The sequence below is a fragment of the Erwinia artemisiae genome (assembly GCF_051400835.1).
In the GTDB taxonomy this organism is placed as follows: Bacteria; Pseudomonadota; Gammaproteobacteria; order Enterobacterales; family Enterobacteriaceae; genus Erwinia; species Erwinia aeris.
Map to the genome: position 1 here is coordinate 87,012 of NZ_JBLFFM010000007.1, position 12,644 is coordinate 99,655.

General features: G+C 56.3%; 11 protein-coding genes and 1 pseudogene. 3 read left to right on the plus strand and 9 right to left on the minus strand.

What is annotated here, in order from left to right; genetic code table 11:
- Positions 1 to 191 precede the first annotated feature (191 nt).
- Positions 192 to 302, plus strand: a pseudogene (locus ACMGEE_RS15880) (protealysin propeptide domain-containing protein); the annotation flags it as partial.
- Positions 303 to 487: 185 nt separating this feature from the next.
- Here ACMGEE_RS15880 and ACMGEE_RS15885 read toward each other — a convergent pair.
- The gene (locus ACMGEE_RS15885) at positions 488 to 805 is read right to left on the minus strand and encodes a contact-dependent growth inhibition system immunity protein (protein WP_301252029.1); all 318 of its coding nucleotides are present in this window, start codon (positions 803 to 805) and stop codon (positions 488 to 490) included.
- Between the two features lie 3 nt (positions 806 to 808).
- Positions 809 to 1,642, minus strand: a complete 834-nt coding sequence (locus ACMGEE_RS15890) for an RNase A-like domain-containing protein (protein WP_253459342.1) — start codon at positions 1,640 to 1,642, stop codon at positions 809 to 811.
- Positions 1,643 to 1,943: 301 nt separating this feature from the next.
- On the opposite strand from ACMGEE_RS15890, the gene ACMGEE_RS15895 reads away from it, so the two are divergent.
- Positions 1,944 to 2,957 (plus strand): M4 family metallopeptidase, encoded by a 1,014-nt coding sequence (locus ACMGEE_RS15895; RefSeq protein ID WP_253459339.1) that lies wholly within the window; start codon positions 1,944 to 1,946, stop codon positions 2,955 to 2,957.
- Positions 2,954 to 3,286 (plus strand): protealysin inhibitor emfourin, encoded by a 333-nt coding sequence (locus ACMGEE_RS15900; RefSeq protein WP_369895804.1) that lies wholly within the window; start codon positions 2,954 to 2,956, stop codon positions 3,284 to 3,286. Before ACMGEE_RS15895 ends, ACMGEE_RS15900 begins: the two co-directional genes overlap by 4 nt.
- Positions 3,287 to 3,333: 47 nt before the next feature.
- Here the strand turns inward: ACMGEE_RS15900 and ACMGEE_RS15905 are convergent, their stop codons facing one another.
- From ACMGEE_RS15905 to ispG, 7 genes are all read right to left on the minus strand, one after another.
- Positions 3,334 to 5,766 (minus strand): glucose/quinate/shikimate family membrane-bound PQQ-dependent dehydrogenase, encoded by a 2,433-nt coding sequence (locus ACMGEE_RS15905; protein WP_436830330.1) that lies wholly within the window; start codon positions 5,764 to 5,766, stop codon positions 3,334 to 3,336.
- 441 nt (positions 5,767 to 6,207) lie between these two features.
- Positions 6,208 to 6,435: a zinc ribbon domain-containing protein gene (locus ACMGEE_RS15910; RefSeq protein WP_253459330.1), complete on the minus strand. Its 228-nt coding sequence runs from the start codon at positions 6,433 to 6,435 to the stop codon at positions 6,208 to 6,210.
- Positions 6,436 to 6,654: 219 nt separating this feature from the next.
- Positions 6,655 to 8,145, minus strand: a complete 1,491-nt coding sequence (gene der, locus ACMGEE_RS15915) for a ribosome biogenesis GTPase Der (RefSeq protein ID WP_301252036.1) — start codon at positions 8,143 to 8,145, stop codon at positions 6,655 to 6,657.
- 152 nt (positions 8,146 to 8,297) lie between these two features.
- Positions 8,298 to 9,479: an outer membrane protein assembly factor BamB gene (gene bamB, locus ACMGEE_RS15920; protein ID WP_253459324.1), complete on the minus strand. Its 1,182-nt coding sequence runs from the start codon at positions 9,477 to 9,479 to the stop codon at positions 8,298 to 8,300.
- 31 nt (positions 9,480 to 9,510) lie between these two features.
- On the minus strand, positions 9,511 to 10,131 hold the full coding sequence (locus ACMGEE_RS15925) for a YfgM family protein (RefSeq protein ID WP_253459321.1): 621 nt from the start codon (positions 10,129 to 10,131) through the stop codon (positions 9,511 to 9,513).
- 11 nt (positions 10,132 to 10,142) lie between these two features.
- Positions 10,143 to 11,432: a histidine--tRNA ligase gene (gene hisS / locus ACMGEE_RS15930; RefSeq protein WP_253459318.1), complete on the minus strand. Its 1,290-nt coding sequence runs from the start codon at positions 11,430 to 11,432 to the stop codon at positions 10,143 to 10,145.
- 60 nt (positions 11,433 to 11,492) lie between these two features.
- Positions 11,493 to 12,614: a flavodoxin-dependent (E)-4-hydroxy-3-methylbut-2-enyl-diphosphate synthase gene (gene ispG / locus ACMGEE_RS15935; protein ID WP_125289527.1), complete on the minus strand. Its 1,122-nt coding sequence runs from the start codon at positions 12,612 to 12,614 to the stop codon at positions 11,493 to 11,495.
- Between the last annotated feature and the right edge of the window lie 30 nt (positions 12,615 to 12,644).

Below are 12,644 nucleotides of genomic sequence, written 5' to 3' on the forward strand. Positions count from 1 at the left end.
AGCTCCGCCTGATATTGTGGACACAACAAGACCACATTTCAAGCGTCCTTTTCGCCATTCAGCGTTGCCGTAAACAAATCTACCCTCTGAAGAAACCAAAAGAAAATCGCTGTTTTAAAAATGCGGGACGCGCCGCAGGCTTGTTTATTCGGGTACGCAAAGGATATTTACGATGGACCAGGGAGCATGGTATGCATTATGGCGTCATCTCTCCCTATATTCTGCGCAAAATCATTGATAACGGCTCCGGCCTGCGGCAGAGTTGCGCGCGTCAGACTCTGGCGCACGTGCAGATGCTGATGGCGGCGCAGCTGAAGGGCGGAGATTGCTGATTTATTATCTGGATAATCGTTTTAAAAACGCGTCAACTTGCTTAATAAATTCTTCAATCATATCCTGATACTCAAGATACGTATCTACGATTTAAGGGTATATGTCTCCCCAGTCTGGATTAAATAAGATCCAAAAAAATCGGATGTTCAAAAAATCAGATGCCATCCCGCTTTTTTTTGAGGTAGGCTGATAACCAATCAAGAAAACCAATAAGCGTCGGAGTATATTCCCTTGTGTCACCTGCGGAACCTCGCGTTAATTCATTCAGCGCTACTGCGGCCGTTTCATTATCTGGATAAGTACGCCGAAAATCATCGATATTACGAATTAAATTATCAAGATAATGCGGGCCGTCTTCGAGATAAATTTTGAAAGCAGCGTCAACAATCTCTGGATAACTGTCGCCATATTCATCGCTGTCCTGGCCGAAAAAGACGACGAAGAAATTGCTGACAGGGGTGAAGTTTTTCATATTTCAAAGTACCGGATAAGCTGTGGCGATGTAATAAGGCTTGTTGTTATATTGCTTTTTCTTCATAACAACCTCGATCCTGGTCGCACTTGCCGCCTGGGTTGCATCATATTTAACCACAACTCCTATCCTGGATTTAACGTCATAGCTGAAGACAAGATAATTTTCACTATCAGCACCGTTGCTCTTTGCCCATTGACGAATTTTAACCCGGTTGGCCTTAACGGCCTTACTTATAGCCTTTTCAGCAATTTCCAGAGAAGTAAATGAGCTGGCAGAATGCCCTGCTTTAAACGTGCCAGACTGTTTCCCTCTTAAGACCTTTTCCATTAATTCCTGCGCAGTTTTGCCAACGTGCTTTTTAATGGTGTGTCCGCCGCCCATGATACCTTTAACGGCCTCCTGGCTTATCAGCTTAACCTGACCCATCGTCACAGAAGCGACCCGAGCCGCACCAGCCACGGCGAACGGAATGACCATATCGACAGCTATCCCAACCTGCTCAGCCGTTTTGTTTGAAGCGCCGAGTTCTCTGGCAATACCCGCTGTGGCACGAGCGGTCACTGATGCTGTCTTTTTGCCAGTGTATACCTGATAAGCCGATGAACCGATCCCGTCCAGGCTGTGAGCGCCCACAATAATACAACCCGCCTTGGTCAAACCTGTAGGCTCGGGCACCAGACACAGAGCAGTCGCGCTGGCAAGTTCGAGTACGCTCCCCAGAAATCCTACTCCGCCCCATATGCGGTTGCTGATTGCATCCCCTGTAGCGGTTTCATCTGCCATTACAGCCGCAAGCTGTACCGGCGTCATCGCAATAGTTAAACCGTTTTCCATAACATGTCATTGTTCAATAATTATCCGATCCCAATAGTAATGGCCCTGGCCACATCAGGAAAACCAGTTCCGGCACTAACTCTATTTTTTAAGAAAAAAGACTGGTTTTGCATAAAATAGCCTGTCCAAATTGGGATTTCTGGCTGCCTTATCGCTCTGACGTCCTGCATTACTTTGACGAGAACCCAGGCTGCGGCGGCTCCTGCAGACATAGTGCGACTATGCCGCAGGCCCGTTTATGCGCGTACGCAAAGCAGCCACTATACTTTTTGGACATTTACGATGGACCAAGGAGCATGGTATGCATTACGGCGTCATCCCTCCCTATATGCTGAGCAAAATCATTGATAACGGCTCCGGCCTGCAGCAGAGCTGCGCGCGCCAGACTCTGGCGCACGTGCAGACGCTGATGGCGGAAACCTGGGTCAAACCGGACGGGGCAAAAACTGCCGCGCCGGGTCAGGTCCAGCGGGAAATCTATGATTCAGAGCAGACCCAAAATCTTCCCGGCACGCTGGTGCGCAGCGAAGGCCAGTCAGGCAATAACGACGTTGCCGCCAATGAGGCTTACGACTATCTTGGCGTCACCTACGACTTTTTCTGGCAGGCCTATAAGCGTAATTCCCTGGATAATCAGGGGCTGACGCTGAAAGGCACCGTGCACTATGGCAAAGACTATCAGAACGCCTTCTGGAACGGTCAGCAGATGGTGTTCGGCGACGGCGACGGCGAAATTTTCAATCGTTTTACCATCGCGCTGGATGTGGTCGGCCACGAGCTGGCGCACGGCGTAACGGAAACCGAAGCCGGCCTGATCTATTTTGAGCAGGCGGGCGCGCTGAATGAATCGCTGTCGGACGTGTTTGGCTCGCTGGTTAAGCAGTTCAGCCGCAAGCAGACGGCCGATCAGGCGGACTGGCTAATCGGCGAAGGGCTGCTGGCCGAAGGCATTAACGGCAAAGGACTACGCTCTATGTCGGCGCCGGGAACGGCCTACGACGATCCGCTGCTGGGCAAAGATCCTCAGCCTGCGGATATGAAAGGCTATATCCAGACGCGCGAAGACAACGGCGGCGTGCATCTGAACTCCGGCATTCCCAATCGCGCTTTCTATCTGGCCGCGAAGACGCTCGGCGGCTACGCCTGGGAGCTGGCCGGCTACGCCTGGTACGATACGGTATGCGATAAAACGCTGCCGCAGAATGCCGACTTTAAAACTTTCGCGCAGTATACTGTTAATCACGGTCAGAAACGTTTTAATAAATCGGTAGGTCAGGCCATTGAAAATGCCTGGAAGGAGGTTGGCGTGTTATGAATTCACTTCCGGAACTGAGCGACGACGCGATCATCGACGTGGCGCGCGAAGGCGGTTTTGCTTTTATCCCTAAACTGTCCAGCCCAAGACGCATCGCGCTGGCCCAACTGGATCCTCCGCAGCGGGAACATGTGTGCAGCGTATTGCGCCACGCGCTGCGGCTGGGAGAGCCGCCGGGAGAGCAAAGCCGCGCCGGAAGAGGCGATCAGCGCTATTACCGTATCGAAATCAGCTATGCCACGCAGCAGCAGGTCGGCAATCTGGTGATCCTAATTCCTGAGGATCTGGCGCCGCCCGAGCTGGTGCAGCTCTGGCACGATGGCCAGTAGCCAGAAAAAAGCCCCGCCATTGCTGGCGGGGCTTTTTATTATCGCGCTTATTTATCCAGCGCGTAAGCAATTACGTAGTCGCCGCGATCCGGAGACTGACGCGCGCCGCCGGCTGAAATCAGGATGTACTGCTTGCCTGTTTTCGGCGACTTGTAGCTAATGGGGCCGCCCTGACTGCCAACCGGCAGACGTGCTTTCCACACCTCTTTACCGGTAGCCGTGTCAAACGCGCGCAGATAGTAATCCTGCGTGCCCGCGATAAACACCAGGCCGCCCTGCGTAGCCAGCGTGCCGCCCAGCGTCGGCATCCCTACCGGCATCTGCGCGTGCATTTTGATGCCGAACGGGCCGGTATCCTGCACCGTACCAACCGGAACCTGCCACACCAGCTTCTGCGTTTTCAGATCGATAGCAGAGAGCGTACCGAACGGCGGTTTCTGGCAAGGAATGCCCAGCGGCGACATAAAGCGGTTTTTGTTTACCGCATAAGGCGTGCCTTTCAGCGGCACCGCACCCATGCCGGTGTTGATCGCTTCCCCGCCGTTGCTGCCGCGAGCGGTAGCGCCGGTATTGGCCGGGATCATCTGCACCCACAGGCCAAGACGCATGTCGTTGACGAAGATGTAGTGATTGTTCGGATCGGTAGACAGGCTGCCCCAGTTCATGCCGCCCAGCGAGCCAGGGAAGCTCAGGGCTTTGTCGGTGCCCGGCACGGTGTACAGGCCATCGTAGCGCATGGATTTAAAGGCCACGCGGCAGGCAAGCTGATCGAACGGCGTAGCGCCCCACATATCAGACTCTTTCAGCGTTTCCGCGCCAATCTGCGGCATGCCGACAGACTTAGGCTGCGTCGGCGTATACTGCTCGTTCGGGATATTGCCTTTTTTAACCGGTACTTCTTTCACTTCGGTCAGCGGCTTGCCGGTCAGACGATCCAGCACGTAGATCTGGCCCGCTTTGGTGCCAATCACTACGGCCGGTTTGCTGGTGCCATCCTTCATCGGGAAGTCGATCAGGCTTGGCTGCATCGGCAGGTCAAAGTCCCACAGATCGTTGTGCACGGTCTGGTAAACCCACTTCTCTTTGCCGGTAGTCGCATCAACCGCCAGAATGGAAGCGCCATATTTATGGTTCAGCGCGGTACGCGTTGCGCCATACAGATCGACCGACGAACTACCCATTGGCATAAACACGGTATTCATCGCAGGATCGTAGGACATCGGCGCCCAGGAGTTAGGCGTGCTGCGGGCATAGCTCTGGCCCGGCTGCAATTTTGCATTCGGATCGTCATTGCCCGTATCAAAGGCCCAGCGCATCTGGCCGGTAATCACGTCAAAGCCACGGATCACGCCGCCAGGCATATCGGTCTGGACGTTATCCGCAACGCGGCCGCCGACCACAACGGTGGTGCCCGCAAGCGTTGGCGCAGAGGTCAGCTGATATTTTGGATCCTGCGCTTCGCCCAGGCCCGCTTTCAGGTCAACCACACCGTGGTCGCCAAAGTTCTGGCACAGTTCGCCGTTGTCGGCGTTGATAGCCATCAGGCGCGCATCGATGGTATTCATCAGCAGACGACGCTGGCAGCTGTCGCCCGCAGGCAGCACGGCCTGCGGCACCGGCGTAGAGCCAGGCACTGAAGGCTGTTTCAGTGGCTGAGTGGCGTCAAAGTAAGCCAGGCCGCGACAGCGGTTCCAGACCTCTGCCTGCGCATTCACCACGTGTTCCCACATCTTTTTCCCCGTGTCGGCGTTGACCGCGATCACGTTGTTGTGCGGCGTGCAAAGGTAGAGCACATCGCCAATCTGCAAAGGCGTTTGCTGATCTTCCGCGCCGTTGCCGGTTGGGCTGTCAGGAATATCGCCGGTACGGAAAGTCCAGGCTATCTTCAGGTCTTTCACGTTGTCGCGCGTGATCTGGTCCAGCGCCACAAAGCGGCTGCCGCCCGGCGTATTGCCGTAGTTGTCCCAGTTTTTCTGTTCGGTCGCTTTATTTACCGGCACCAGCGGCAGTTCGCTGCCGTCGGCAACCGGCGCGTGCGGCTGGAACATCTGTACAAAGGTCGCCACCAGGCCTACAACCAGCACGGCAGCAGAAATATAAGCAGGCTTAGCCGCAGCAGATTTCCCTTCGTGCCTGCGCAGCGCGGGCAGCGTAATCACGGCCAGCAGCATCAGCCCGGCGATGGTCATCAGGCGCGAAACCAGCGGCCAGAAATCCAGACCGACCTCCAGCAGCGCCCAGATTACCGTGCCGATAAAGACCAGCGCGTAAACCGCAACGGCGGAAGATTTGCGGCGGAAAAACTGGATAGCGGCAATCACGGTCAAAATACCGGCGATCATGAAATACCAGCTGCCGCCCAGCGACAGCAGTTTTCCGCCACCAACCACGAAGAACAGGCCGGTTGCCAGCAAGATCAGGCCCAGCAGAACGCACCACAGGCCCAGCCATTTCGACGACCGGGCATTTGTTTGAGACATGGAAAAACACTCCTGGAAAACAGCGTTTAGCGTAATCTCAGGCTGCTTCTGCACCCATTTTAAACGGGCGCGGCGTAAAGCAACTCAACATTATGCTATAGACGCTTAACAAGGCGATACGGGTTGACCCCGTCCTGCGTTGGCGGCCTGCCGACCGCTAACGGCAAAATTGTACCACGCGGTTCATAAATAACTACACACAAAATTAACAAACTTCACACTCGTGCGTATTAAGCACATTTATTGGTACGTTATTTTAACTTTTACTAAACAATTTCGCGGGATAATAGTTCACGCCAGCTTAATAAGCAGCACGCGGCGGTACGAAAAAAGAAAGGGTTAAAGCGGATTCAGGGCGGGGAAATAAAAGCAGAGTTGATGAAAATGGCCTCGCCACTTAGCAGCAACCTGCATTCAGAGCGAAGCATTATTTTAATACGCTTACAGCGATTCAATCAGCGGCCTGAAGACAACCCGCTTTCTGGATATTAAGCCGTCGCCGTTAGGGCAAAAATAGTCGGTAGCGCCACAGGCCTTGAGGAGCTGTAGCGGCCGATCGCAATCAGGGCAGATAGCTTTGGCGGCAAAATCACGCTGGCAGCTGGCGCAGTACAGCCGTTCATCCTGGATGACAAGGGGATGCTGGCAAATCGGGCAATGTTCACTCATCGTTTTCTCCTGTTTTATTTGATAAGTATAAAACAAAGTTGCACCGCCGCATTTAAGAAGCAGCCTTTGTCGGGCAATAAGAAAAGAGGTAACCGGCTGGCGGCCCGCAAAGAGAAAAGCCGCTCGCCGACATCAATTCCGACCCCAAAAAAGCGAGCCCGACAGAATGCCGGGCCCGGAAAACACCGTTGTCAGGGCGATAAGGCATCGCCCCGCAAATCAGCGTTTGTTCTTTTTCAGATGGCTCAGCAGGCGTTTGCGCTTGCGCTGCTGGTTAGGCGTCAGCAGGTTGCGTTTACCGGCAAAAGGGTTATCCCCTTCTTTAAACTGGATGCGAATAGGCGTACCCATCACTTCCAGCGAGCGGCGGAAGTAGTTCATCAGATAGCGCTTGTAGGAATCCGGCAGATCTTTCACCTGGTTGCCGTGGATCACCACAATCGGCGGGTTGTAGCCGCCGGCATGCGCATACTTCAGCTTCACGCGGCGACCGCGCACCAGCGGCGGCTGATGATCGTCGGCTGCCATATTCATGATACGGGTCAGCATTGAGGTATTCACGCGACGGGTTGAGCAGTCGTAAGCTTCGGTAACCGATTCGAACAGGTTGCCTACGCCGCTGCCGTGCAGCGCGGAGATAAAGTGCACGCGGGCAAAATCGATAAAGCCAAGACGGAAGTCGAGGGTTTCTTTAACTTCTTCGCGCACTTCCTGCGACAGGCCGTCCCATTTGTTCACCACAATCACCAGCGAGCGACCGCTGTTGAGGATAAAGCCGAGCAGTGACAGATCCTGATCGGAAATCCCTTCGTGGGCGTCGATCACCAGCATCACCACGTTAGCGTCTTCGATCGCCTGTAGCGTTTTGATCACCGAGAACTTCTCGACCGTTTCGGTAATTTTGCCGCGCTTGCGCACGCCTGCCGTGTCGATCAGGATATATTCGCGGCCGTCGCGTTCCATAGGGATATAGATGCTGTCGCGCGTGGTGCCCGGCATATCGTAAACCACAACGCGATCCTCACCGAGGATACGGTTAGTCAGCGTGGATTTACCCACGTTAGGCCGACCGACGATAGCCAGCTTGATCGGCAGATCCAGCGGGTTGAAGTCGTCTTCCTCTTCTTCCTGCTCTGCGCCGCTCTCTTTCGCCGCCAGCTCCGCCCAGTAGGCTTCGTTCTCTTCTTCTTCCGTCAGCTCCGCCTGCGGCGCAACCTCATCCATCCACGGCAGCAGCACCATTTCCAGCAGGCCGGTAACGCCACGACCGTGCGAAGCGGCGATAGCATGGATTTCACCCAGCCCCAGCGAATAGAAATCGACCACGGCGGAATCCGGATCCATGCCGTCGGTTTTGTTGGCTACCAGAAAAGTGGGTTTCTGGCGTGAGCGCAAATGTTGGGCAATGGCCTGATCGGCAGGCATCAGGCCCGCACGCGCATCAACCATAAACAGCACCACGTCGGCCTCTTCGATCGCCAGCAGCGACTGTTCGGCCATACGGGTTTCCACGCCCTCTTCATTGCCATCGATACCGCCGGTATCAATGCAGATAAACTCACGCCCTTCGACCTCGGCGCGACCATACTTACGGTCACGGGTTAGCCCAGGAAAATCCGCTACCAGCGCATCTCGCGTGCGCGTAAGACGGTTAAAAAGTGTAGATTTTCCCACATTGGGACGCCCGACCAGCGCGACCACAGGTACCATATTGAAGCCTCATTACTAAAATTAAACGCCTGACCGCTTGCAACTTGATTACTGGCGCACACGCAGGCTGAAGGCGTAGAGGATACCACGCCTGTAAAAAAACGAAACGGCCCCTGAACAATCAGGAGCCGTTTCGACGTGCAGGCAGCGTATTAGCGCGTGAAAGCGTAGACTTCGCCGCCTTTCGCCTGGATCAGCAGCTTGTCGCTGGCGACCACCGGCGAGGTCTGGAAGCCAGAGCCGTCCACTTTCTGCTGCGCAACAAAACGGCCGTCGGTGGTATTCACCCAGTGCAGGTAGCCTTCGCTATCGCCTACGACCAGATAGCCATTATAAAGCACCGGCGCGGTCAGGTTGCGGTGCAGCAGATCGCTCTGACGCCACAGGGTTACGCCGCCATCGGTGCTCAAGGCCACTACGCGATCGTCCTGGTCAACCAGGTAGATGCGTCCCGCGTCCACGATCATATCGTTTACGGAGCCGATTTCGCGTTTCCACATCACCTGTCCTGAGCGCAGATCCAGCGCCGCCAGGCTGCCGTTATAGGCAAGCGCGTAAACCACGCCGTCAACGACGACCGGCGTGGTATCCACATCGGCAAGACGATCGATTTCCGTCGCGCCGCCCGGCTGGGAGATACGCTGCTGCCAGATAATCTGGCCCTGGTTCATCATCACCGCGCTGACGCGACCGTTGTCGCCGCCGACGATAGCCGCACCGAAGGCGGTAGCAGGCGCGGACTCACCGCGCAGCGACAGCGCCGGCACGTCAAGGTTAACCGTCCACTTTACGACGCCGCTGCTCTGATCCAGGCCCTGCAGCATGCCGTTGCTGGTATGCACCAGCACCAGACCGTCGCTGGCAACCGGGCGCGACAGCACTTCGCCAGCCGCTTTGGTCTGCCAGGCGATGGAACCATCGCTGCTGTTCAGCGCATAAACCTGGCCGCGCTCGCTGCCGACATAGACGTGACCGCCGTCGTAAGAGAGGCCGCCGGAAAGCAGCGCGGGCAGGTTCTTAGAGAAGAAGCCCGTTTTGGTCGACAGATCGACCTTCCACTGTTCTTTGCCGTCGCCCGCGTTCAGCGCTTTTACCACGCCGAAACGATCGGCGGCGTAAACGGTGTTCTCAGACCAGGCCGGATGCAGGTTGGAGTAGTAATCGCCCACGCCATCGCCTACCGACGTGCTCCAGACCTCTTCCGGGGTAAACTGATTTTCCACTTTCGGCAGCGGCGACATTTTGACCACGTCTTCTTCACCGCTGAACCATGAACATCCGCTGAGCAGCGTGACTGAAATCAGTGCCGGCAGCAGTATCTTACGCAATTCCATGAAATCCCTCTTAAGCCCGTTGCGGCAATTATTAACCTGGCAAATTATTCATTTTCATCTGCAGCATCTCTTTCAGCGCCGGCGAGGCGTTGGAAGCAATGCCTTTACTCCAGGCTTCGCGAGCGCCCTTGCTGTCGCCCTTGCTGAGCAGCGCTTCGCCGCGTACGTCAGCAATGATAGCCGTCCAGCCGTCGCCCTTGATCGCATCCAGGGTCTTCAGTACCGCATCCGGCTGCTTCTGCTGCAGCTGAATACGCGCCAGGCGCAGGTTCAACACCGCCTGCAGATTGGCGTCTTTGGTCGCCTTCAGGCCGCTTTGCAGCTGCGCGGCGGCTTTATCCAGCTCGTTGTTGTCAACATAGCGTTTTGCCACATCCAGCGAAGCCAGCGCGCCATAGGTGTTGCTGTTGCTGTCGGCGAATTTCGCCGCCGCCGTCAGCGTTTCCGGCTTGCTGGCGTCCAGCGCGCCCGAAACCTGCTGGTAGGTCGCCGAGACTTCGCGGCTGCTGGTGTCCTGATGGCTGCTCCAGTAGCGCCAGCCCGCCAGCGCGCCGATGCCGATAATCACGCCGATAGCCAGCGCCTTGCCGTTCTGCGCGAAAAAGCCTTTTAGCGCGTCGACCTGCTCGTTTTCGTTGCTATACACTTCCACGCAAACTCTCCTTAAATCGCGGCCGTCTGCTTCAGCATTGCTGCCAGCGTCGCTGCCGCCTCATGCTGCTCCAGCTTCTGCTGCTCGCCGTTGCGCAAATCTTTGATGACAACCTGATTGTTGGCCACTTCTTCCTCGCCCAGCACCAGCGCGACGCGTGCGCCCCACTTGTCCGCGCGGGCAAACTGCTTCTTGAAGTTGCCGCCGCCAAAATTGGTCATCAGCTTCAGAGACGGATCCGCATCGCGCAGTTTTTCCGCCAGCTGCATCGCCGCAGACTGTACGCCAGCCCCTGAAGCGATAACATAGACATCGACAATGCGCGTCGGTTCAAATTCCGGATTCACCGCCTGCACCAGCAGCACCAGACGCTCCAGCCCCATCGCAAAACCGACGGCCGGCGTAGCGCGACCGCCCAGCTGTTCGACCAGCCCATCGTAGCGGCCGCCAGCGCACACCGTGCCCTGCGCGCCCAGGCTGCTGGTCACCCATTCAAAGACGGTACGGTTATAGTAGTCCAGGCCGCGCACCAGGCGCTGGTTCACCGTGTAGGCGATACCGGCGGCATCCAGCAGCTGGCAAAGACCGTCAAAGTGTTCGCGGGAGTCAGCGTCCAGATAGTCGCCCAGCACCGGCGCGTCGTTCAGCAGCTGCTGGACGTCCGGGTTTTTGCTGTCCAGCACGCGCAGCGGATTGCTGTACATGCGGCGTTTACAATCCTCGTCCAGCACTTCTTTATGCTGTTCCAGGAAAGCCACCAGCGCATCGCGGTAGCTGGCGCGCGCCTCCAGCGAACCGATAGAGTTCAGCTCCAGACGGACGTGATCGGCAATGCCCAGCGACTTCCACCAGCGCGCGGTCATCATAATCAGCTCGGCGTCGATATCCGGCCCCTGAAGACCAAACACTTCCGCACCGATTTGATGGAACTGACGATAGCGGCCCTTCTGCGGACGCTCGTAGCGGAACATCGGCCCGATATACCACAGGCGCTGTTCCTGATTGTAGAGCAGACCGTGCTCGATGCCGGCGCGCACGCAGCTTGCCGTGCCTTCAGGACGCAGCGTCAGGCTTTCGCCGTTGCGATCGTCGAAGGTGTACATCTCTTTTTCAACCACGTCGGTGACTTCACCGATAGCGCGTTTGAATAACGGGGTCTGCTCTACAATCGGCGTGCGGATTTCGCTGTAGCCATAGCTGGCCAGCACCTGCTTAAGGGTTTGTTCAATACGCTGCCACACCGCGGTATCCACAGGCAGATAGTCGTTCATGCCGCGGATTGCCTGAATATTCTTCGCCACTGTTTTCTCTTCTTTCCTTTCGGGGGCGGACGCGCAAGCTGCGGCCCGCCCCGCCATTATTTATTTTTCAACCTGCTGCACATCGATACGACGGGATTCGTCCATCATCGCGGCTTTGGCACGAATACGCGCTTCCAGCTGGTCAATCATATCGTGGTTATCCAGACGCTCGCGCAGGCGCACGCCGTCCTCGTAAAACCCGCTTTTCTTGTTGCTGCCGGTGACGCCCAGCGTGGAAACCAGCGCCTCGCCCGGCCCGTTGACCACGCAGCCGATAATAGAAACGTCCATGGGCGTAATGATATCTTCCAGCCGCTGCTCCAGTGCGTTAACGGTGCCGATCACATCAAACTCCTGACGGGAGCAGGTTGGACAGGCGATAAAGTTAATGCCTCTGGAGCGAATGCGCAGCGATTTCAGAATATCAAAACCGACTTTCACCTCTTCGATTGGATCGGCCGCCAGCGAAATACGCAGCGTATCGCCAATGCCTTCCGACAGCAGCAGGCCCAGGCCAATCGCGGATTTCACCGCGCCGGCGCGCGCGCCGCCTGCCTCGGTAATGCCCAAGTGCAGCGGCTGCTCGATCTGCTTAGCCAGCAGGCGATACGACTCCACCGCCAGGAACACGTCCGACGCTTTTACGCTGACCTTGAACTGATCGAAGTTAAGACGATCGAGGTGATCGACATGGCGCATAGCGGATTCCAGCAGCGCCTGCGGCGTCGGCTCGCCATACTTTTCCTGCAGATCCTTTTCCAGCGATCCGGCGTTAACGCCGATACGGATTGGGATATTATTGTAACGTGCGCAGTCAACGACCTGCCGAATACGCTCTTCGTTGCCGATATTGCCGGGGTTGATGCGCAGGCAGTCAACGCCGTATTCAGCCACTTTCAGCGCGATACGGTAGTCAAAATGGATATCGGCAACCAGCGGGACGTTAACCTGCTGCTTGATAAGGCGGAACGCTTCGGCGGCATCCATGGTGGGAACAGAGACGCGAACGATATCAACGCCGACGCGCTCAAGCGCTTTGATTTGGTTAACCGTTGCGGCCACATCGGTGGTTCGCGTATTGGTCATGGACTGGACGGCGATAGGCGCGCCGTCGCCCACTGGCACCTGGCCGACGTAAATGCGCTTTGATTTGCGACGGATAATGGGTGCTTCGTTATGCATATTCTTTCTCCGAAATTACTCGCGACCAGA